Here is a 21,225-nt window from a genome sequence, read left to right on the forward strand (position 1 = left end):
TCGCACCTCTATATTAAATTACCTTATAAATAGCTCCTGGTAATTGTGTTACCGCTTTTTTTATGATTAAAGATAACAGAACTGAATGCAAATGTCCAAAATCCCATCCTGTTCTTACAAGCAGATCGTCCAATATAAAAGGGCCTTGATGCAGTATATGGTATAGGTGAGACTCCTCATTTGTCAATTTCTTTTCAATCATAAAGTCGTCTGCTGTCTGTTCGGTAGTGCTATTATTCCCTGTTTTTATTACGTTTGCCGGCAAATAAGAAGTATATTCTTCTATAATATCTAATCCACTGGTTACCAGCTTTGCACCCTGTTTGATAAGCTCTAACGCCCCTCTGCTCTTAGGTGATGTGATAGGTCCGGGAACTGCGAAGACATCCCTTCCAGCTTCCAAGGCAGCATCGGCTGTAATAAGTGATCCACTGCGACTGTCAGCCTCCACGACCACTGTCCCCCGTGATAAACCTGCTATGATCCGATTACGCTGTGGAAATAATCCAGGATGACTTTTAGTTCCAAGAGGATACTCTGTGATGACAAGCCCTTTTTGAGAGATACGCCGCTCCAGCTCAATATTCTCAGTTGGATAGACTTTGTCCAACCCTGTTGCCACTACCGCTATCGTCCCTCCACCGCTTCTTAGCGCCGCTTCATGACAAATGCTATCGATCCCCCTCGCAAGTCCGCTAACCACCGTTAGACCTGCTGCACTAAGCTCCTCCGCGAGAATCTCCCCTACCTTTCGTCCATATGCTGTTGGCACACGAGTGCCAACCATCGCCACACTAGGAGTTGATAACAGTTCCAATCGACCTCGATAATAAAGGATCCACGGTGGCTGTGTCGTCTCCTTCAACAAAACAGGATAAGCCGCATCAAACACAGTTACCATCTTCACTGCACATTCTTCCATTAATAAGCGCCTTTTGGCGATCCACTCTAACGTATATTTGGAAGCAAGATAATTCGACAGCTTTCTGTTCAATCCGATCGTTTCCCAATCTTTTGCACTACAGGAAAATGCTCGTTCTGACATTAAGCCGGCTCTGCGGATCTTGTCGATACTCTTCCAGCCAATCCCCTCCACTTCATTAAAACCAAACAGCAGATCTTTTTCTTCCATATAAGTTTACTCTCCTTTAATGGAAGGGTTAGCCTTCCCTATTTTGTAACATGAATTTGACGAATGCAATATTTTCTTTTAATTCAATATTTTTCTATGTTAAAAAAACAAAAAAAGCAACCTTTCATCCCTTGGATAGGAACAAAAGGTTGCTTACCTCTGAAATAATTATACACGAAAGAAGCCCACTCGCGTAGAGTGAATTCCTTCAATTATATAAAATAATTAATGCGTTGTAAATGCGCTAAGAATACCGCGTTCTTCAAGCACACTCACAAGCGTTGAGCCCATTTCGGCAGGTGTAGGAGCGACCTTGATTCCGCACGATTCAAGTACGGCAATTTTCTCACTCGCTGTTCCTTTGCCTCCGGAAATAATAGCACCCGCATGCCCCATACGTTTGCCAGGAGGGGCAGTAGCACCGCCAATAAACCCTACAACCGGCTTAGTCATATGCTCACGAATCCACTCTGCTGCTTCTTCCTCTGCGGTTCCGCCAATTTCACCAATCATGATGACTGCCTTTGTACCCGGATCCTCATTAAAAAGCTTCAGAATATCAATAAACTCCGAGCCTTTAACAGGGTCTCCGCCAATACCTACAGCTGAAGATTGCCCGATTCCACGCGTGGTCAGCTGATGAACAGCCTCATAGGTTAGAGTTCCGCTGCGCGAGACAACACCTACATACCCTGGCATATGAATATAACCCGGCATAATTCCTATTTTGCATTCCCCAGGAGTGATAACTCCCGGACAGTTGGGTCCGATCAATACAGTAGAGCGCCCCTCCATATAACGGGACACCTTTACCATATCAAGCACTGGAATCCCTTCGGTAATACAAATCACCAAGTCGAGTTCTGCGTCCACGGCTTCCATTATGGAGTCTGCTGCGAATGCTGGCGGTACATAGATTACACTAGCGGTTGCGCCTGTAGCCGCCTTAGCAGCTACAACAGTATCGAATACCGGAAGGCTAACCTCACTGCCATTTTCAAGCGTGATATTGACAGATGTTCCACCTTTACCCGGTGTTACCCCTCCAACCATCTGTGTTCCATAATCAAGCGCACCTTTAGTATGGAACAAACCCGTTGATCCTGTAATTCCCTGCGTGATAACTTTCGTATTTTTATCTACAAGAATGCTCATGCCTTAAGTCACATCCCTACTTATATTGTCAAATACGATAACTGGCTTCCTAAATCAGGCCATTATTGCACAAGAGACACAATCTTACGGGCACCGTCCGCCATAGAATCAGCAGCAACAATATTAAGTCCCGATCCAGCCAAAATCTGCTTGCCTAATCCAACATTTGTTCCCTCAAGACGCACAACCAGCGGTTTTGTCAAACCCAGTTGACTAGCCGCTTCTACAACACCGTTAGCGATAACATCACAGCGCATAATACCGCCGAAAATATTAACAAAAATCCCGTTCACCTTTTCATCCGATAAAATGATTTTAAAGGCTTCTGTTACCTTCTCGGTCGTTGCACCGCCCCCTACATCCAGGAAGTTGGCGGGTTCGCCCCCATAATACTTAATAATATCCATAGTCGCCATCGCGAGACCTGCACCGTTTACCATGCACCCAATATTGCCATCAAGCGCAATATAGCTAAGGTCATACTTCGAGGCTTCGATTTCCTTTAAATCCTCTTCATCCAAATCCCGCAGCTCTAGAATATCCTTATGACGGAACAAGGCATTGGAATCAAAATTCAGTTTGGCATCCAGTGCCATCACATTCCCATCCGCAGTCACTACCAATGGGTTAATTTCGGCAATAGAGCAATCTTTATCCACGAAAGCTAAATATAGCGCTTGCATGAATTTCACAGTTTTGCCTACCAGCTCATTGGGAATAGAGATGCTGTAAGCCAGCTTGCGCGCCTGGAAAGTCTGCAAACCCACTGCCGGATCAATGATCTCTTTAAAAATTTTCTCCGGATGTGTTGCAGCTACTTCTTCAATCTCAGTACCGCCTTCTTCAGAAGCCATCATGACCACTCGGCCAGTTCCTCTGTCAACTACGATACCAATGTAATACTCCTTAACAATTTGACAACCCTCTTCAATGAGCAGTCTTTTTACTACCTTACCCTCCGGTCCAGTCTGGTGAGTTACTAGAGTCTTTCCAAGAATCTCAGTTGCGTAACTACGCACCTCATCGATATTCTTAGCAACCTTTACTCCTCCAGCTTTACCGCGTCCACCTGCGTGAATCTGAGCTTTAACTACAACAACCGGTGTGCTCAGTGACTCTGCGGCTTCTACCGCTTCCTCCACTGTATAAGCTACTTTTCCATTCGGTACGGCTACACCGTACTTCTTAAGCACTTCTTTTCCCTGATACTCGTGGATATTCATAGCGGTAGCCTCCTAAAGTAGCGTGGTGACTAAACAGGCAGCCTGTCGTCATCTCGCTTTCCGTTTTGATTGCCGCGGGGTTAGGGATAGGCTGATGTTATACATGCAGCACTATTCCGGAACCAGCAGAAACTGATCTACCACTCGTAAAAAGAATGGCACTATTTCTGCAAGAGACATTGTGTAAATCTATAAGACTAAGCTTATATTTACCTATATGCCATACAAAGGAACCCAGAATAGTGTAACATGTTTTTAAAACGCTTACCTTAAATATATTCATGATTTGTACACATTTTTTCGCTTGATTTCATGCCGAAATGCGAACGATCGCATTGACTCCTTACTGCGCTTACTTTTTACTATCTTGGATATTAGCTTCGTGAACACGATTCAATAAGTCTTTAAACTGATCAAGTAGCTCTATGGATTCATTATTTGTCAGTGTCGTTTCTTCCATCATTTTGCCGGGAATACACACGGCATCACTTTGGAGTGCCCAGCCTTGTTTCGTTAGTGAGATTAATACTTTTCGCTCATCCTGCATCGAGCGTTCACGTATAATCAGGCCTGCGGCTTGCAAGCGTTTCAATAGCGGAGTCAGCGTTCCTGAATCCAAAAATAACGCCTCACCAATCTCTTTCACTGTACATTGCTGCCGTTCCCATAACACAAGCATTACTAGGTATTGGGAGTAAGTTAAACCGATCTTATCCAAGTACGGTTGGTACAGCTTTGTAATCTCACGCGAGCAAGCATAAATGGTAAAACAGAGCTGATTCTCGATCAGCAGCTCTGGGGTTGTAGTCATTTTCTGCATATCTTCTTCACTCATTTTCATATTTATTCACCCGCCTTATCTCTTTATTTTATCATAATTCACTCACACATCATAATAATAGCAAAAAATTAATTTGACTTTTATATTAATTGTGATAAATTAGATTGTACACAAACTAATTAATGAATAGGAGAGATTTATTATGATGACAATTCAACAAAAGATGTATGAAACAACAGTTAAAGCGGTTGGGGGAAGAAACGGTTATATAGAATCAGAAAGTCCTAAACTCAACCTTACGATCAGTACACCACGCGAAATGGGTGGCGCCGGTGGTGAAGGTACTAATCCTGAACAATTATTCGCAGCTGGCTACTCCGCTTGTTTTGACAGTGCCCTAAACATGGTTGCTCGACTTGGCAAAGTGAAGATTGAAGGCAGCGAAGTTACGGCTACTGTTAGCTTTGGTAAAGTTGAAGATGGCGGGTTCGGCATTGCGGTTAAGCTTGACGTGCTGGTTAAGGGCGTTGACAGAGAAACCGCAACATCTTTGGTAGAAGCTGCCCATGGCGCATGTCCTTACTCCCGTGCTACTCGTGGCAATATCGAAGTAGAATTGAATGTACTGTAAGAAATTATAGAGAAAAATGTATGTGAAATTCACTAAACGATCTAACCTTCGTTTGAATACGTGGCATTTCGCATTCGAAGTAGCTAACGGACACAGTTGATCTTAAACGCAACTTAATCCCATATTTGGAATGCTATCGGACTTCATGGAAGCTATTGGAATGAAAATCACCCAATATAACCTTCTTCCAAAGGAATAGCGTCTCCAGAGTCCGAACCTACGCTCCAAGGGCTAAAAACTTGCAAATAACGTCCTCTAGGTCCGTTCCGTAAACATCAGAGGATAATGATGATTCGGCGGTGTTCGTAACTAACGGTCCATAATATAGAGCAGCGATTCTCCCATAACGGGAATCGCTGCTCTTTTATCTTTATTCCTCCGCTATTACCTGCCGATCCAGATTACGGTATTGCACAGCTTCCGCGAGATGTGCAGAAGAAATATCCTGTGCACCCTCTAGATCAGCTATGGTACGGGATAGCTTAATAATCCGATCATGCGCTCGCATGCTTAGACCTAAATTCTCCAAAATGTCATACAGCATTTGAGCACTCTCTCGGTTTAGGCTCGCATATTTCCGAAGGGAAGCACCAGAAAGTTCACTGTTCCATGAAATCGCAAGTCGTTTGTAACGTTTAGCTTGGATGGCCTGAGCAGCCAACACCTCCGCACGCATATCTGCTGACGATAAAACATGCCCCTGCCGATCCCATTCCTTCGGGCGGGGAACATCAACCTGTAAGTCGATCCGATCCAATAAAGGACCAGATATTTTTGCCCGATATTGGGCAATCCTGGCAGGACTACAGGTACAATTTTGCTGGAAGATACCGCTTCCAAAAAAGCCGCAGCTGCACGGATTCATCGATGCAGCGAGCATGAATTTGGCAGGAAAAGTAAAGGAAGCTCGGGCACGACTTATAGTAACCACCCCATCTTCGAGGGGCTGTCGCAGCACTTCAAGTACATTCCGGGAGAATTCTGGCAATTCATCCAGAAACAGAATACCTCGATGTGCAAGACTTACCTCACCTGGCTTGGGAATACCGCCCCCTCCAATTAATCCGGCAGAAGATATCGTGTGGTGTGGAGAACGAAATGGACGACTTCGCAGCAAACCGTTGTGTGCATCCTTCAAATTTCCAGCCGCACTAAAAATTTTGGTTACCTCAAGCGCCTCACTGTCCGACAATTGCGGAAGGATACTGGGAAGGCGTTTAATCAGCATCGTTTTGCCTGTGCCAGGTGGACCAATAAGCATAATATTATGCATCCCTGCAGCCGCGATAGTTAGTGCTCTTTTCACATGTTGCTGTCCAAGCACATCACTGTAATCATCCATTATTTCATTCGCTTCGGAAGAAGCAGCCTCAGAATCAGAATATATAGGGTTATATTTGAGATGCTCTACAGAAAGAACAAGCACCGGAGGTTGTTCTTTTGCCCCCGCCCCCATACTCATGGATACAGGAAAAGGAAGTAGTGATCCTTCAGATTCTTCTATAGGAACTAGCTTATCTATAATCGGACCAAAGCTGGCCACAGGTTCAGCAGCATTCACTAACGCTTGCAAATGGTTGAGGGTGTAAACATTCATGCCACTGATTAAAGCAGCTTCTGCCGCATTGCCCTGCGGGAGCAGAACGGCTTTAAACCCGCTTTTACGCGCTGCTTCAACCATCGGCAGCACACCCGATACCGGACGCAGACTGCCGTCGAGCGCAAGCTCTCCAATTAAAAGCATCTCTTGAGCTGAAGGCATAATCAACTGGCCACTAGTTATCAGTATGCCTAAAGCAATCGCTAGATCAAAAGCGGAACCTTCTTTACGCAGGTCAGCTGGGGCAAGATTGATCGTAATACGCTGCTGTGGATAGCGGTAACCGCAATTTTTAACGGCAGCCCTAACTCGTTCAACAGCCTCGCGAATTGCTGAATCTGGTAAGCCAATGATATTCGTCTGCGGCAATCCATTTGCAAGATCGATTTCCACACCAATCATTACCCCTTCAATCCCATACAGACACGCGCTAAACATTTTCCCATACATAATAAAAACACCTCATCTCCTGAAATACACCCTAATTTGGGGTGTCATAGCTTCAAGAAAAAAGGTGCTTCCTTATTTTCCAAATATATATTAGCTGTTAAGTACATTATAGAAGTTGTGTCCTAACGCAATCTGTGAGCAATTTATCTTTAGAATAAGAAATTCAAGTTTTACATAAAAGCGAAAGCACATCTCTAAAGACCTACATCAATCTCCTTCTTTAACTACGACCGAGCCCCTAATCTGCTCAAAAGTCAACGGTTTATAGTTCCAATGCTCTACACAAATGTTAAAATGATTGTTTCCCTCATATTTTTGCCCATGAATATGGCCGTGCACATTTACGTAAGGCATATGTTTATTCATGTACATAGGCTCATGTGAGAGGAAAAAGAAATCCTTATAAATCAAAGGATATTCACTAACCTCATCAAAACCTGCCTCAAGCCACCAGCTTCGGCTGCGGCCGCGATCATGATTGCCAAGGATCAGGATTTTGTATCCATGCAGCCTGGCCACAATCGCACGAGTCGCCTCCTTATTTAAAAAAGAAAAGTCTCCCAAATGAAATACTTTATCGTCCGGATTCACTACCGAATTCCAACTTTCAATCATAACTTCATTCATTTGCTCTACATCGTTAAAGGGTCTGGATTCAAAATCAATGATCAACTTATGCCCAAAATGATGATCTGATGTGAAAAAAACCTTAGCCATTTGCACCCTCCCTTTGTTCCTATTCTAATGACAGTATGTATGAAAAAAGCTCCGACTACCCATAAACCCTAGGAAATTCGGAGCCCCGAGGACTTTTCCGCCTAATTTCTCACGAAATTATACGTATCATTCTATGTCATGAGGCGATGACGGAATACCTCTTTATTGTTAATGTTACTTTTCCCAGTCGCGCCGCTTACTCGAACGTTTATTAACATCACTCTGAATCAGTTCAGCTAAAGGAGGCGCCTCCTCATTGTCAATAAGCCAGCCACGCATCTCCTTGATCGCTTCCACCTGTCCATTGCCTTTGTCACGCCATGTAAGCAGTTCAATAACTCTAATTACAAGCGCTAAGAGACTGCTATTGCTGTTTTGCGACTTTTCAGCCCGGATTTTTTGAAATAACGCTTCATTTTCCCAATCTATTAATATTTCCTCCGCTATAGTGGGCCGCATTACCGTGAAGGTCTTATTGCAATTATCGCAACAGACGACAGATATTGGCTCTGCTTTAAATTTCACTTCAATCTTCTGCTGGCAATATTGGCATGTAAAACTAACCTGCATTTCAGAAGGTTTATTCTTCACTAGACAGCCCTCCTCATGATGACATTAAAAAGTTACTCCTAATGTTTACCCATTTCTTTTGAGAAATGACCCACAGTGCGGAAGGTATGTAAAGACTTTTTTATCAGAACAGCAGTAAATTCATAAAGAATCGCATGAGAATATAGAGTTACTCTTAAAACGCCTCGCGAATATGACTAAGTGAAGCTAGGCTAAGATCGTCATTTAACAAGACGCTAATTACATCAAAAGAAACCCGCCGTTCCTCATAACCCTTCATATGCAAATAAACCTGTGTTGTATTCCGAACCTGGTTTATTTTGCGAGCATTCACCGATTCTTCTGGAGTTCCCTGAAGCAGCTCTCCACTGCGGCTACGAACTTCGACAACAACAATACAGTCTTCACGCTCCGCAATGATATCAAGCTCTCCAGTACGACAACGCCAATTCCGTTCCAATATCATATACCCGCTAGAAGATAGGTACTGCACAGCTCCGTTCTCTGCAGCTGTTCCTTTCTCTTTGCGGTTATAGTGTTTTCTTACATATGGCTCTTTCATTCTTGTCCCCGTTCACCAGCAGAACGATCGCTTTGATACACAAAGCTGAGGATTTCCGCCACCAGCTGATAGAGCTCAGACGGAATCTGTTGGTCCAGATCAAGCTTTGAAAGAACCTCCACGAGGGCTGCATCTTCCTGAACAGCAACCCCGCTCTCCTTAGCCTTTTGCAGAATAAGGTCTGCTATCGCGCCTTGTCCCTTGGCTACTACGACAGGAGCCTCGTTTTGTCCGGGACTATATTTGAGAGCGACCGCTTTTTTGAGCCCTTGTGAAATTGGCTGTACAGGCTCATTCATATACGGTAATCCACTCCTTTGTAAGCCTCAGGAACATAATCAACAAACTTATTAGTATTGGAGCCGGCAAGTTCTTTAGGCAGATTCAATTCTGGCAAGGGTTCGGTTCTTAAACCTGATAACTGATAACCGATAGATTCTACTGCGGTTTTTATATCATCACGCCGCGTCTCCAGCAGCTCAAGCACCCACGGATGATCATTATGAAGCTTAAGACTAACGATTCGATCTACAACCTGCACATCTACCAATGTCTGCCCTAGCTGCTTCATGTCCAAATCGAACCATAATCGACAGTTAGCTGCATCCAGCTCCCCTTTGCGGCCCCGCCTGGACTGGATATGAACCGATGCAGTTTCCTGCCCATCTGGACCTTGCAGCGGCAAGAACAGTGTAACCTGCGCGAAGGGAGCAGTCCGATCTGTATTCAGCAGCAGCTGTTGGCCTGTCAGCTGCTGCACTAGCCCGCTCGCGGCATCTTTTACCGCGGGCGGCACCTCGCTGCTGCTCATAAGCTGCAGCAGCACGCCCTTCAACGTGTCGGCAGCTTGCTCCCCGCCGACACTGCCTAGCGCGGCTGCAGCTGTCCCCGCTGCCGCTCGCGCCGTGTCCGCGGCCGGCAAAGCGCCGCCGCGCACGGCCTGCTGCTCGTGCTCCGCACCGAGCAGCTTCAACACCCGCCCCACCCACGACTCCGCATCCGCGGGTGGGGCGGTGTCTGGCTGCACCGGCGAAGCCGCAGCAGCCGTGGTCTCCCCGCGCGGCGCTGCCGGCGCGGGGGCAGGATCTTGTCCCGCCGCGTCAGCGGGCGGGACGTTCGCGAGCTGCGGCATGCTGCCGCGCAGCTCGGTGAGCACGCTCTGCAGCTTCGCGAGCAGGGCAGCCCCGCTAGGCGCAGCAGCTTGGCTTGCTGCACCAGCTTGGTTTGCCGCAGCAGCTTGGCTATCTGCCCCAACTGATCCAGTGGCGCTTGTATTCGCGCCACTGACACTGCCCTGCGCTCTATCTTTATTTAGACTCATTTCATTGCCATGAGTTTCGCTCCCATTAGAACTATTTTGATTGTTTACAATCCCGTCCCCTTGCGTGTTAGCGGCACTACTCTGAGTCCCGGCAGCAATCGTAGAAGTTGTCTTCCCAGCCAAAGGTTCACCAGTATTTCCACTCTTCGAGAGCTGAACAACCTCACCAGCCTCTTCGGGCACCAGTGGCTTAGCAGTTACAATACCGGTTTCATTCTCAGGAGCTTCAGCTGTACTCGCAGCTGCACTTCCCGATATTTCTGATTTCACTGAATTCAAAGGAATTGCAGGTTCGTCAGAAATAACTCCGGCTCCCATTGCCCCTCCTGTTGCAGCAGCACTTCCGCTTGTAGTAGTAACACCAGTGCTACCTTCAGCAGGTTTACTTACAGGTTGTCCAGTCCCTTTAACCGCCACTTGGTCCATTTCCGCATCAGCATCACCTGCTGATACCGCTTCCCCGTTAATCACAGCGCCTGTACCTGTCGTTACAGGAGCATTCAGCTTTCCGGTTTGGGTACCCATTTCAGCTTTAGCTTCAGCTGTTGTTGTTTCTTCACCGGCGACTTGACCTGCCCAAATCGTAATCTGTTCTTCGAGCGCTGACAAAAGCTGATGAAGCTGCGGACCAAAAACCGCCTGCTGCAATCCTTTCACACTTTCAGGGGTAACCGGCAGGCCCCGCTTTACAGAAATGACAGCTGCATCAAGCCACTCTGAGGTCGGCACGCCCGCAGGTTTCGCACTCATTACAGCATCCAGAATCGCCGCTGTCTCTTTGGTAAGCGGAATACCACCCGACTGCATCGCCAACACAATTTCCCGACCCGCTTTGGAGTCAGTAAGCCCAAGCGATTCCAACGCCTCGCCCATGTTTTGCGGGGTAGCTAACACCGTTTCGCCGAGGGAGACCGGCTTCAATACGGGCAATCCGCCTTCTCCGGGTGCTCCAACCTGCAAGTTCAGGGTCTCTCCTGGCAGTAGTGGTGTTTCCAACTCCGCACGAACAGGTGTACCTTGAATCTGCACAACGGCTTCTTTTCCCGAATCCGATACAGACAAAACAACACCACGTACAACTTGCCCTTCTTTTAATTCCAAAGACTTGGCCGCTCCCGGTTTATTATCCCCGAGCAATCCGCGGATCAATGTTCCGATATTCATACCGTTTCTCCTCCCTCCATTTTCTCTCTTCTTACTATATCGGTATTAATCCGACTTTTTTGAGCGGTGAATTTATCCAAGCTTAAAGCGCCTTTGGCGTCTTTTATATTCTGATATTTCTAAAAAAGGGTTTGCTGTTCAGCAAGAATCTTCCCAATAAAGCTGCGCCGATGCATAGGTGTCGGACCTAACGCCGTAATTTGTTCCCTGTGAAGCTTGGTCGCATAACCTTTATGTATCGCAATCCCATAATCAGGGTATAATTCCTCCCACACCCCTTCACACAGTCTATCTCTTGTTACTTTAGCTATAATCGAAGCTGCCGCAATGGACTGGCTGTTAGCATCCCCTTTTATGATCGCCTGCTGCGGCAACGGAAGATCTACTTTTTCAGCATCGATTAACATATAGTCCGGGGTATGACTAAGACCTTCTACCGCTTTTTTCATCGCCAGACGAGAAGCCTGCTTAATATTAATTTCATCAATCATGCGGGAATCCACATAACCTACACCAATAGCTATCGCCTGCTCCATAATAATCTCGAATAAGGCATCTCTTTTTTTCGCTGTAAGCTTCTTAGAGTCGTTGACGCCATCAATAATAAGCCCTTCCGGCAAAATCACCGCTGCTGCAACAACATCCCCAAACAAACAACCTCTGCCTACTTCATCTACGCCGGCTATACGGCGATAAGACTGTTCCCAGCCCTCTTTTTCATAACTCAACATATCTATCGTACTCACGAATCTGTCACCGCCAATTATAATTTATTCTATAAACTACATAAGTCAGCTTACCATAGTAAAGCTCACATGGTCATGTACAAATAACCACTCCAATTTGATCCAAATCGGCAAAAAAAAGAGCCCCCGAAAAATTCCGGATGGCTCTTCCATACCCATTCATTTAAACGCCTTTAAGGTGTTTCCAGCGTAAAACGACCAAGCTTACCTGCCCGCAGCTCATGCAGCAAAGCACGTGAAGCTTTTTCCAGATCAACACGTCCACCGCTAATCAGACAACCGCGTTTGCGGCCCACGGCTTCCATAACTGCGACGATCTCATCAGGGTTCTCAAGATCCTCAGGAAGCTTCTCAATACCAAAGCGTTCTTGAAATCTGGAACCATAATCCTTCACCAAATACTTCACTGCATAAAAAGCAATGTCCTCAATGTTCAGGATTTCTTCTTTGATCGCACCCGTCACTGCCAAGCGGTAACCCACGTCTTGATCCTCAAACTTCGGCCATAAGATACCAGGAGTATCCAGAAGCTCCAGATTACCTCCTGTTTTAATCCACTGCTGGCCCTTAGTAACCCCCGGGCGATCACCCGTAGCAGCGATACTCTTCCCAGCCATTCGATTAATCAGCGTTGATTTACCGACGTTAGGAATACCGACGATCAATGCGCGCATAGCTCGTGGGTTCATTCCTCTTGCGATCTGCCGATCAATTTTTTCCTTCAGCAGCAGCTTGACCTGCTCCGGAATCTCCTTGACGCCTGTTCCAGTAGATGCATCCACAGGATGGGCAACATGCCCTTGTTCCTTAAAGTAAGCCAGCCACTTCCGAGTAATTTCCGGATCCGCCAGATCCGCTTTGTTCAAAATAATTAATCTCGGCTTGTCCCGCAAAATATCGTCAATCATCGGATTGCGGCTGGAAAGCGGCAGACGGGAATCGAGCAACTCTATAACAACATCAATCAGCTTCAGCTTATCCTCGATTTGCCGCCTAGCCTTCGTCATATGACCAGGAAACCAATGAATGGCCATTGCCGTCACCTCCTTTGACTTCTGTCAACTTAATGGTTAATCAGTGTAATATCTTTTATCGGCCAGAAGATTAAATCTGCACGACCCACAATATCACCCAGCGGCACATAGCCAATCATCCGGCTGTCTGTACTATCCGAGCGATTATCCCCCATAACGAAAATATGTCCTTCTGGTACAGTACCATCCGTGAATTTTTCATTTGGGAAATCTTTATTATTATACAGAGCGTTGTTACTATGCGCAGCATCAATAGCGCCTTGGATGTAAGTCTCGTTAACAACCTCACCGTTAACTGTAACTACATCTCCTTCTACTTTCACAGTATCTCCAGCCACACCAATTACACGTTTAATAAAATCTCTGCCTTCAGATGGCACGTGGAATACAATAACCTCACCCCGCTGCGGTGATCTTATATCGTATAAAATTTCATTAACGATAACACGTTCTCCCGTATGGAAATTAGGCTGCATGGAAGGTCCATCTACAATAAAAGGCTTGAATAAAAGCCAGCGAATCAGTATAACCAGAACTAAAGCAATCGCAATGGCCTTGACCCATTCCAGCACTTCATTTTTCTGTTTACGTGGGTTCTGCTCGCTTGATTCCAAAGTTTCGCTTTGTTCCTGCTGCATAGTTCACCGTCCTCTCTTAATACTACTCTTACTATACAACACAAAAAAACTCCTGCCAAAAACCCCTCCACAGATACTCCTTCAGGAGGCCTTTTCGGAGAAGCTTATCCCCAAGCGTATATGTCACACGCATTGTATACCAAGCTAAAACGCCCTCAGCGTCCTTTTAAGGACGGTAAGCGTTTATGCGAGAAATTTAAGAATAATGTATAACGTAAAACTTATGCTTTTCTTATATTTTCAAAAAAAAATAAAGCGAAAGGGGCTTGAACTCAAGCCCCTCTCCTCTGTCACTATTCTAGCGACGAATTTCTTTAATTCTCGCTGCTTTACCACGTAGTTCACGAAGGTAATAAAGCTTAGCACGACGCACTTTACCACGACGAGCCACTTCGATTTTTTCGAGTTTAGGCGAGTTGATTGGGAATGTTCTTTCCACACCAACACCGTAAGAAATTTTACGAACCGTAAAAGTCTCACTGATTCCACCGCCACGACGTTTGATTACAACGCCTTCGAACAACTGGATACGCTCACGAGTTCCCTCGATAACTTTTACATGCACCTTCAAAGTGTCACCCGGACGAAAACTAGGGATATCTTTACGAAGTTGCTCTTGCGTAATAGCTTGTAGGATATTCATTAAGGACTTCCTCCTTCCGTACAGGTGTTCTTGCCTCTTCCGGAGAGATCTGAGCTCTCCCTCATTATCCGCAGCGGACCACCGTATTCCACACAACAGAGTTAATAATATCATAAAGGACGGGCTAATACAACTTATTTTTCTATTTTATAACGGCAACATATCTCTTTTTTTTGCCTTAGACTGGCAGTCTTTACACAAGCCGACCACGGTTCCGTTGTCTTGAGCATAGAAGATCAACTTTCCATTCTTCTTCTTGCAAGAAGAGCAAGGCTGCTCCCCTGGACTCTGTTTGGCTTTGCGATGACTGTCCATTGAGATCACATTATTGCTAGTGGTGCGCAAAGGATTGCTTGAGCTGCTTGTTTTCTTTTTCTGAGCTATATAATACACAACACCCAGCGCTAGCAAGGCAAGCAAAATAACTACATATTGCATCTGGCTCCCTCCGCTCTTCATGATTTAATTGAGGTAAGAAAATAAAAAGACCGCCCTGTGATGCAAGTAAGGCGACGGTCTATATCGTATTCGCAAACTAGCCCTAGCACATCTCACTTTAAAAAGCGCTTTTCAGTAGCTGCTGAAGATTATATATGAGAGCATCTTCGCTCTTTTTATATGTATCCTTACCCATTTTAATGTCAGCGTAAGATCTATATTACATTTTAGCACAATTGAAATTTGAAGTGTAGTGAACACTTTTTAAATACCTAGTCTTTGGTCCAGTATATTAACCCGTCTACAGCCGTTTTTACAATAAATCCCCGTAGGCTATACTTACAGAAGTACGTACATAACGTAGCGCTTAGGGAAAAACACATATACCCAAAAATAAGGAGGATTTTATTCAATGAAAAAGAGTAATACAACTAGCGTAATGGCAGCTGTAGCCGTCTTGTCCATCGTACTTCTGGCAGGATGCACAGAGTTACCGGGTAGGCAATCCGCTAATAACGAACTAGGAAAGAATATTACTGAAGATGTGCAGCAAAATATTGGTGAGGCTGTGAAGCAAGAGTTAGGTAAAGCCGCTGCAAGCGTGGAGCAAGCCGTTCAGGATACAGCTACCAAGGTGGTCGACGAAGTTAAAGCAAACAGCATTAGCAAAGAACTATCCTTATCAAAAGAGATCGGCTCTGCTTCAGTGCTTAGCATGAACAATGCAGTGGGAGAAATTGAAGTCACATCAACTACGGGTGATCAAATTAATGTAAGTGCAACAATCTTAGCTCATAACGGCTCTGCCCATAAAGCTGACCGTCAGAAAATCTTGGATGACGCTGAGATTTCAATAGACGTTAGTGGCGATACTTTGAAGGTATCTACAAATTCCAAATCAAATTTGAAGAAGGATTTATGGACTTGGGCTCAAGATAAATACGGCTATTCGGATTTTAGTATTAACTATACTATAGAGATCCCCACCAGTATGGATGAATATCAAATCACCAATAATGTCGGACAAATTCGTCTCCGCAATCTGAACGGAAACTACCGCATCGTCAGCAACGTTGGAGCTATTGATATCGAAGGAGCGAACATCACCGGTAAGTCCACTCTAGAGTCTAATACAGGAAGCATACGCATGGATATAGCCGGAATGAAGAGTGATAGCCGCCTTAAAGCGACAACAAATGTGGGTAGCCTCAATGCTGTTCTAGCCGATGGCGTGAAATGTAGCTTGGTGGCTAAAAGTGATCTAGGCCAGATCACCGGGGTTGAGGGTGGCAAACGTGATGTTAACGGAGGAGGTCCATTGTTGTCCTTAAGCTCTGATATAGGCGCAATTACAGTAGAGTAACCAACCACTAATAAACAGACCGTCCGGATGAGCGGACGGTCTGTTTTTGCATCATCATGATTAAATTAATGCAATAGCCAACAGCGTGAACAAGCTGAGAGTTAAAATATTGTCTGCAGCATAAGGGTAACCAAAAAATGCAGAAGTCTGCACAGGTCCATTGGATCCTGTTCTTAAGTAAACATTATATCTGTCCACATCTGTAATCACACCTTCATGCTGTCTGCCATCAGTAGTCAGGATACGTACCCTTCTATTCTTACAACGTAAGCAATTATAATAAGCCTCCACTAGTGTACTCCTCCTCATTCGTAATGATATACTCTATGGTGAGGAGTACAGGTCGGTAACGGCTAAGTTACATAGGTCATTTGTTTGGATCGATATTTACTTTCCGTTCTCTGCATTTTTTGTATTCCCAAAGGTTATATATAAGGAAAGACATATTTTCGGCTTGTTATCCGTACCATCCTATCCATTCAAGGAGGCCAATCGAATGAATGTAGCACGTAAACAGTTTATTAAGGAAGGCGTACTGCGTATTACCATCTTTATTATTTTATCATCGCTTACCTATACCGTTCGCAACTATGCATGGGCAGTTACTGTTCTCGTATGTTTTGCGCTTTACGCTCTACTTACAGGAGTATATCGCCTCTTTCGTAAAGAGTAGAATGCGCCTCCACGAATTTTTATAGTTAACCAAACACCCCCTTTCCAAAGAGTTTTTAATTTTCCTTGAAGTGGGGGTGTTTACATTCTGATCAGAGTCACAGGGTTTGACCTCTCTTAGCAGGAACAATAAAACCATTAGATGTAGTGAACTTTCGTTCGCTATACTCTAATGGTTTTATTGGACTTGCTTATTCATACTTAATTATTAATCTTATATGTTCAAGCTTTAAAGGGCGAATGGGAATTACGATTTGCGATTTGTATAATAATCGATAATATCATTCACGGTGCGGAGCGGCTCCGCTTCTTTGTGGATCGTGTCCACGCTAGGCTTGAATTCTTCACGCGTCTTCGTAGTCACTTCAGTTCATTCCTTTCAATAGTTAAGCTTGCTGCATCGTAAGCTGCATATAGTATTACGCCACCTCTATCTATTACCCCAAATAGAAGAGTTCAACGCACCTATGCTCATTTGTTTTGGAAATTACGCAAAAAAATACGAGATTATAGCCCTTCTTATATTTAAGTAAACATAACAAAAACGCCTCCTTAACGTAAGATACGTTAAAAAGACGTAAAATATGCCTGTTTTATTAAAATTTTACTCCGGCTTGATTTCATTTTTCAGACGTTCCAGTGTTTTCTTGTCTTTCAACGTTAGTTCTGCACTTTCGAGCAAATCAGGTCTACGTTCAAATGTACGCTGTAACGCTTGCTCTCTTCGCCATACTTCGATGTTGGCATGATGGCCACTCAGCAACATATCTGGTACCTTCCAGCCCCGAAATTCAGCTGGCCGAGTGTAGTGGGGATATTCCAACAGCCCTGTACTGAACGAATCCGTGATCGCAGAGGTTTCATTTCCAAGCGCTCCTGGCTGTAGCCGAACTACTGAATCAATAACCGTCAGTGCTGGTAGTTCTCCACCCGTTAGCACGTAATCGCCAATCGACAGTTCATCTGTAACCAGATGCTCCCGTATCCGCTCATCGTAGCCCTCATAATGACCACATATAAAGATTAGATGCTGCTCTTGTGCCAGTTCCTCAGCAATCTTCTGATTATACGTCTTTCCTTGCGGGCACATAAGAATGATGCGCGGCTTCACAGAGGAAGGCGTCGGGACTGCAGATTCAGAACCATTCTCCAAAGGACTAGCCTCGATCCCCAATACATGTTCTACCGCTGCAAAGATCGGGTCAGGCTTCAGTACCATGCCCCCGCCCCCGCCATACGGTGTATCATCCACACTGTTGTGCTTATTGCCTGAGAAATCACGAAAGTTCACAGCATTCAAAGATACAATCCCTTTTTCGCGTGCCTTACCAAGAATGCTTGTGCTAAATACGCCTTCGCACATCTCCGGAAAGAGCGTTAGCACATCAATTCTGATCATGGCAATAGTCCTTCCATTAAGTGAACCGTAATTCGTTTGGCCTCAATGTCCACGTTCAGCACTACATCGTTAATTACAGGGATAAGGATGTCTTGCCCTTTAGCAGGCTTAACAACCCACACGTCATTTGCACCTGGCTGTAAAATTTCCGTAATTGTGCCAAGCGGTTCATTTCCAGCATCATCCGTATAAACTTCACAGCCAACGATTTGGTGGAAGTAATATTCGTTCTCTGGCAGATCAACCAGATCATTACTTGGTACCTTAAGCAAACTTCCCTTATACTTTTCCACTTCGTTAATATTGGTATATCCCTTAAGCTTAACGATAAACATACCCTTATGCTCTCGAGCGGATTCTACAGTCACTTCAAATTTTGCACTGCCATCCGCAGGGATGACGAACAGTTTCTTGTCTTTAGCGAAACGAACCTCAGGAAAATCGGTATGGGATAATACTTTAATCTCCCCGCGAATTCCATGCGTATTCACAAGCCGGCCTACGGTTAATTCTTCCGTCATATAACCCTCTCCTTTACAAGCTTCATCTATATATTTGAACAAAAAGGAGCCGGGATATACTATCCCTAGCCCCTCATTGTACGCATTATTTAAGATAAAATATCTACAGTTACGCGTTTATCGCTCTTGACTGCTGCAGATGTGACTACTGTACGGAGCGCCTTGGCGATCCTGCCTTGCTTGCCGATGACCTTTCCTACATCATCTGGATGTACGGACAGCTCATAGACAATCAAGTGTTCTTTCTCCACAGCCCGTACCGTCACATCTTCTGGATGATCCACTAAAGCCTTAGCAATTACTCCAACTAATTCTTCCATAGAGGACCCTCGCAATCAGTCATTATTTCTGTTGCTTAAGCTCATGAAACTTCTTCATCACGCCTGCTTTGGAAAGCAAGTTGCGGACGGTATCAGATGCTTGCGCACCTGTTTGAAGCCATTTAAGAGCTTTTTCCTCATCGATCTTAACTACTGCCGGTTGTTCAATCGGATTATAATAACCGATTTCCTCGATAAAACGACCGTCACGAGGGGACCGGGAATCGGAAACCACTACACGATAGAAAGGCGCTTTATGCGCTCCCATTCTTTTTAGACGAATACGTACTGCCACGAAAAATCACCTCCTTATAATAGTTTCCAACATTAGTTGGACAGACATTCAAGATCATTTAAAAGGGAATTTCAGCCCTTTTCCACCACCAAGACCTTTAAGCTGCTTCATGGCATTTTTCTTGGAGGCTTTGCCGCCTCCGCCCATCATGCCGGAGAATTGCTTCATCATCTTACGCATCTCATCAAATTGTTTGATGAGGCGGTTGACCTCAGCGACTGAGGTTCCGCTGCCGGTTGCGATACGCTTGCGGCGGTTATGGTTAATGATCTCAGGCTGTTGCTTCTCCGCCTTAGTCATAGAATGAACTATGGCTTCAACGCGTCCCATTTGCTTATCGTCGACCTTTAAATCTTTAATGCCCTTGGCTTTGTTCATACCCGGAAGCATATCAAGAATTTGATCGATAGGGCCTAGCTTCTTCACCTGATCCATTTGCTCAAGGAAATCATCGAACGTAAACTCTGCATTACGCATCTTACGTTCCATTTCTTTAGCCTTGTCAGTATCAATGTTCGCCTGGGCTTTCTCAATCAGCGACAGCATGTCGCCCATACCCAGAATCCGCGAAGCCATACGTTCCGGATGGAACGGCTCCAGCGCGTCGATCTTCTCCCCTAAAGCGGCGAATTTGATCGGGCAACCGGTAACAGCTTTTACTGACAGTGCAGCACCACCACGGCTGTCGCCGTCGAGTTTCGTCAATACGACCCCTGTAAGCTCAAGCTGCTTATTAAAGCTCTCGGCTACATTCACGGCGTCTTGACCTGTCATAGCATCTACTACAAGAAGTACTTCATCAGGATTTACAACATTGTGAATCTGCTTGAGTTCTTCCATTAGTTCTTCATCAATATGCAGGCGGCCTGCTGTATCGATAATAACATAATCCAGTCCGTTATCCTTCGCATGTTGTACAGCTTGTCTGGCAATTTCTACCGGACTAGTCTGATCACCAAGCGAGAATACAGGAACCTTAATCTGTTCTCCCAGCACTTGCAGCTGCTTGATAGCAGCAGGCCGGTAAATATCTCCCGCAACCAGGAGCGGACGATGATTGCCCTTCTGTAACAGCTTAGCTAGCTTACCCGAAGTGGTTGTCTTACCAGCCCCTTGTAGACCCGCCATCATAATGACGGTCGGTGGCTTGTTCGACTTGGCCAGCTTCGCTTGGCTTCCGCCCATCAGCTCGGTTAGTTCCTTGTTGACGATGTCGATAATTACCATGCCAGGCGTAAAGCTGTCCATGACTTCCTTGCCGATGGACTTTTCTTTCACCTTAGCCACGAATTCTTTAACTACCTTGAAGTTAACATCGGCTTCCAGAAGGGCTAACCGCACTTCACGCATAGCTTCGTTTACGTCTTCTTCGGATACTTTACCTTTCCCGCGTAGCTTGCTGAACACATTCTGCAATCTTCCGGTTAAACCTTCAAACGCCATATGCAGATTTCTCCCTTCATGCTACTCTAACCTCTGCAAGCGATCCACGATCTCCGCGAACCGAAGTTTATATTGCTCAGGCAGCATCCCATTCTCCGGCAGTCTGCGCAGCTCTTCTAAATATTTAGTACGACTCTCATGTTTCACTAATAATCCAAGTTTTTCTTCATAATTCTCAAGGACTTGCTCAGCCCGCTTAATATGCTCATAAACAGCTTGGCGGCTGATTTCAAATTCAGCGGCGATTTCTCCTAAGGAAAAATCATCGTGAAAATAATATTTAAGAAACGTTTGCTGCTTATCTGTAAGCAGTCGTTCATAGAAGGCAAAAAGCAAATTGATACGATTCGTTTTCTCGAGCCTATTCTCCTGACTCATTAAGGACAACCCCTTCGTCAAGGAAAAAC

General features: G+C 45.1%; 25 protein-coding genes. 3 read left to right on the forward strand and 22 right to left on the reverse strand.

What is annotated here, in order from left to right:
* Window positions 1-13: 13 nt before the first annotated feature.
* The 4 genes from dprA to NSS82_RS20455 form a co-directional block, all read right to left on the reverse strand.
* The gene (gene dprA / locus NSS82_RS20440) at window positions 14-1,132 is read right to left on the reverse strand and encodes a DNA-processing protein DprA (RefSeq protein WP_076272336.1); all 1,119 of its coding nucleotides are present in this window, start codon (window positions 1,130-1,132) and stop codon (window positions 14-16) included.
* Between the two features lie 225 nt (window positions 1,133-1,357).
* Window positions 1,358-2,287 carry a succinate--CoA ligase subunit alpha gene (sucD, locus tag NSS82_RS20445; protein ID WP_036688571.1) on the reverse strand — a complete coding sequence of 310 codons (930 nt, stop codon included), beginning with the start codon at window positions 2,285-2,287 and terminating at the stop codon, window positions 1,358-1,360.
* 62 nt (window positions 2,288-2,349) lie between these two features.
* Window positions 2,350-3,510, reverse strand: coding sequence for an ADP-forming succinate--CoA ligase subunit beta (gene sucC, locus NSS82_RS20450; RefSeq protein WP_038571984.1), 1,161 nt, complete (start codon window positions 3,508-3,510; stop codon window positions 2,350-2,352).
* Window positions 3,511-3,862: 352 nt separating this feature from the next.
* Window positions 3,863-4,351 (reverse strand): MarR family winged helix-turn-helix transcriptional regulator, encoded by a 489-nt coding sequence (locus tag NSS82_RS20455; RefSeq protein ID WP_235219564.1) that lies wholly within the window; start codon window positions 4,349-4,351, stop codon window positions 3,863-3,865.
* Window positions 4,352-4,493: 142 nt separating this feature from the next.
* Here NSS82_RS20455 and NSS82_RS20460 point away from each other — a divergent pair, with 142 nt between their 5' ends.
* Window positions 4,494-4,922 carry an organic hydroperoxide resistance protein gene (locus NSS82_RS20460; RefSeq protein WP_076100366.1) on the forward strand — a complete coding sequence of 143 codons (429 nt, stop codon included), beginning with the start codon at window positions 4,494-4,496 and terminating at the stop codon, window positions 4,920-4,922.
* Between the two features lie 370 nt (window positions 4,923-5,292).
* Here the strand turns inward: NSS82_RS20460 and NSS82_RS20465 are convergent, their stop codons facing one another.
* The 11 genes from NSS82_RS20465 to NSS82_RS20515 all read right to left on the reverse strand — a co-directional run bounded on the left by NSS82_RS20465 (window position 5,293) and on the right by NSS82_RS20515 (window position 14,805).
* The gene (locus tag NSS82_RS20465) at window positions 5,293-6,972 is read right to left on the reverse strand and encodes a YifB family Mg chelatase-like AAA ATPase (RefSeq protein WP_076272337.1); all 1,680 of its coding nucleotides are present in this window, start codon (window positions 6,970-6,972) and stop codon (window positions 5,293-5,295) included.
* A 207-nt stretch (window positions 6,973-7,179) separates the two neighbouring features.
* Window positions 7,180-7,689: a metallophosphoesterase gene (locus NSS82_RS20470; RefSeq protein WP_076272338.1), complete on the reverse strand. Its 510-nt coding sequence runs from the start codon at window positions 7,687-7,689 to the stop codon at window positions 7,180-7,182.
* A gap of 174 nt (window positions 7,690-7,863) precedes the next feature.
* The gene (locus NSS82_RS20475) at window positions 7,864-8,280 is read right to left on the reverse strand and encodes a hypothetical protein (RefSeq protein ID WP_051491578.1); all 417 of its coding nucleotides are present in this window, start codon (window positions 8,278-8,280) and stop codon (window positions 7,864-7,866) included.
* Window positions 8,281-8,434: 154 nt separating this feature from the next.
* On the reverse strand, window positions 8,435-8,821 hold the full coding sequence (locus tag NSS82_RS20480; protein WP_038571990.1) for a YraN family protein: 387 nt from the start codon (window positions 8,819-8,821) through the stop codon (window positions 8,435-8,437).
* Entirely contained in the window at window positions 8,818-9,120 is a 303-nt protein-coding gene (locus tag NSS82_RS20485) for an EscU/YscU/HrcU family type III secretion system export apparatus switch protein (RefSeq protein WP_038571992.1), read from the reverse strand. Before NSS82_RS20485 ends, NSS82_RS20480 begins: the two co-directional genes overlap by 4 nt.
* The gene (locus NSS82_RS20490) at window positions 9,117-11,306 is read right to left on the reverse strand and encodes a hypothetical protein (RefSeq protein WP_076272339.1); all 2,190 of its coding nucleotides are present in this window, start codon (window positions 11,304-11,306) and stop codon (window positions 9,117-9,119) included. The genes NSS82_RS20485 and NSS82_RS20490 overlap by 4 nt, the downstream gene beginning before the upstream one ends.
* Window positions 11,307-11,425: 119 nt before the next feature.
* Window positions 11,426-12,037, reverse strand: coding sequence for a ribonuclease HII (locus tag NSS82_RS20495; protein ID WP_076100429.1), 612 nt, complete (start codon window positions 12,035-12,037; stop codon window positions 11,426-11,428).
* Between the two features lie 188 nt (window positions 12,038-12,225).
* Window positions 12,226-13,086 (reverse strand): ribosome biogenesis GTPase YlqF, encoded by an 861-nt coding sequence (ylqF, locus tag NSS82_RS20500; protein WP_036688587.1) that lies wholly within the window; start codon window positions 13,084-13,086, stop codon window positions 12,226-12,228.
* A gap of 29 nt (window positions 13,087-13,115) precedes the next feature.
* Window positions 13,116-13,724, reverse strand: coding sequence for a signal peptidase I (lepB, locus tag NSS82_RS20505; protein ID WP_036688589.1), 609 nt, complete (start codon window positions 13,722-13,724; stop codon window positions 13,116-13,118).
* A 298-nt stretch (window positions 13,725-14,022) separates the two neighbouring features.
* Entirely contained in the window at window positions 14,023-14,367 is a 345-nt protein-coding gene (rplS, locus tag NSS82_RS20510; RefSeq protein WP_036688590.1) for a 50S ribosomal protein L19, read from the reverse strand.
* Window positions 14,368-14,514: 147 nt separating this feature from the next.
* The gene (locus NSS82_RS20515) at window positions 14,515-14,805 is read right to left on the reverse strand and encodes a hypothetical protein (RefSeq protein ID WP_340961050.1); all 291 of its coding nucleotides are present in this window, start codon (window positions 14,803-14,805) and stop codon (window positions 14,515-14,517) included.
* A gap of 412 nt (window positions 14,806-15,217) precedes the next feature.
* Between NSS82_RS20515 and NSS82_RS20520 the strand changes: the two genes are divergently transcribed.
* Window positions 15,218-16,168: a hypothetical protein gene (locus NSS82_RS20520; protein WP_076272341.1), complete on the forward strand. Its 951-nt coding sequence runs from the start codon at window positions 15,218-15,220 to the stop codon at window positions 16,166-16,168.
* Between the two features lie 60 nt (window positions 16,169-16,228).
* Here the strand turns inward: NSS82_RS20520 and NSS82_RS20525 are convergent, their stop codons facing one another.
* A complete protein-coding gene (locus NSS82_RS20525; RefSeq protein ID WP_036688596.1) occupies window positions 16,229-16,459 on the reverse strand; it encodes a hypothetical protein in 231 nt (76 codons plus the stop codon).
* A gap of 205 nt (window positions 16,460-16,664) precedes the next feature.
* On the opposite strand from NSS82_RS20525, the gene NSS82_RS20530 reads away from it, so the two are divergent.
* Window positions 16,665-16,841, forward strand: coding sequence for a hypothetical protein (locus tag NSS82_RS20530; protein ID WP_155288145.1), 177 nt, complete (start codon window positions 16,665-16,667; stop codon window positions 16,839-16,841).
* Between the two features lie 603 nt (window positions 16,842-17,444).
* Here the strand turns inward: NSS82_RS20530 and trmD are convergent.
* The 6 genes from trmD to ylxM all read right to left on the reverse strand — a co-directional run bounded on the left by trmD (window position 17,445) and on the right by ylxM (window position 21,196).
* Window positions 17,445-18,236: a tRNA (guanosine(37)-N1)-methyltransferase TrmD gene (gene trmD, locus NSS82_RS20535; protein WP_076141092.1), complete on the reverse strand. Its 792-nt coding sequence runs from the start codon at window positions 18,234-18,236 to the stop codon at window positions 17,445-17,447.
* A complete protein-coding gene (gene rimM / locus NSS82_RS20540; protein ID WP_038572005.1) occupies window positions 18,236-18,760 on the reverse strand; it encodes a ribosome maturation factor RimM in 525 nt (174 codons plus the stop codon). Before rimM ends, trmD begins: the two co-directional genes overlap by 1 nt.
* 89 nt (window positions 18,761-18,849) lie before the next feature.
* On the reverse strand, window positions 18,850-19,080 hold the full coding sequence (locus tag NSS82_RS20545; RefSeq protein ID WP_036688600.1) for a KH domain-containing protein: 231 nt from the start codon (window positions 19,078-19,080) through the stop codon (window positions 18,850-18,852).
* Window positions 19,081-19,102: 22 nt separating this feature from the next.
* Complete coding sequence (gene rpsP, locus NSS82_RS20550) at window positions 19,103-19,375, reverse strand: 30S ribosomal protein S16 (protein ID WP_036688604.1); 273 nt, start codon at window positions 19,373-19,375, stop codon at window positions 19,103-19,105.
* Between the two features lie 54 nt (window positions 19,376-19,429).
* Window positions 19,430-20,818, reverse strand: a complete 1,389-nt coding sequence (gene ffh, locus NSS82_RS20555; RefSeq protein WP_036688607.1) for a signal recognition particle protein — start codon at window positions 20,816-20,818, stop codon at window positions 19,430-19,432.
* A 21-nt stretch (window positions 20,819-20,839) separates the two neighbouring features.
* On the reverse strand, window positions 20,840-21,196 hold the full coding sequence (gene ylxM, locus NSS82_RS20560) for a YlxM family DNA-binding protein (RefSeq protein ID WP_036688609.1): 357 nt from the start codon (window positions 21,194-21,196) through the stop codon (window positions 20,840-20,842).
* Between the last annotated feature and the right edge of the window lie 29 nt (window positions 21,197-21,225).

This window comes from Paenibacillus sp. FSL H7-0735, assembly GCF_038008505.1.
Taxonomy (GTDB): domain Bacteria; phylum Bacillota; class Bacilli; order Paenibacillales; family Paenibacillaceae; genus Paenibacillus_AQ; species Paenibacillus_AQ odorifer.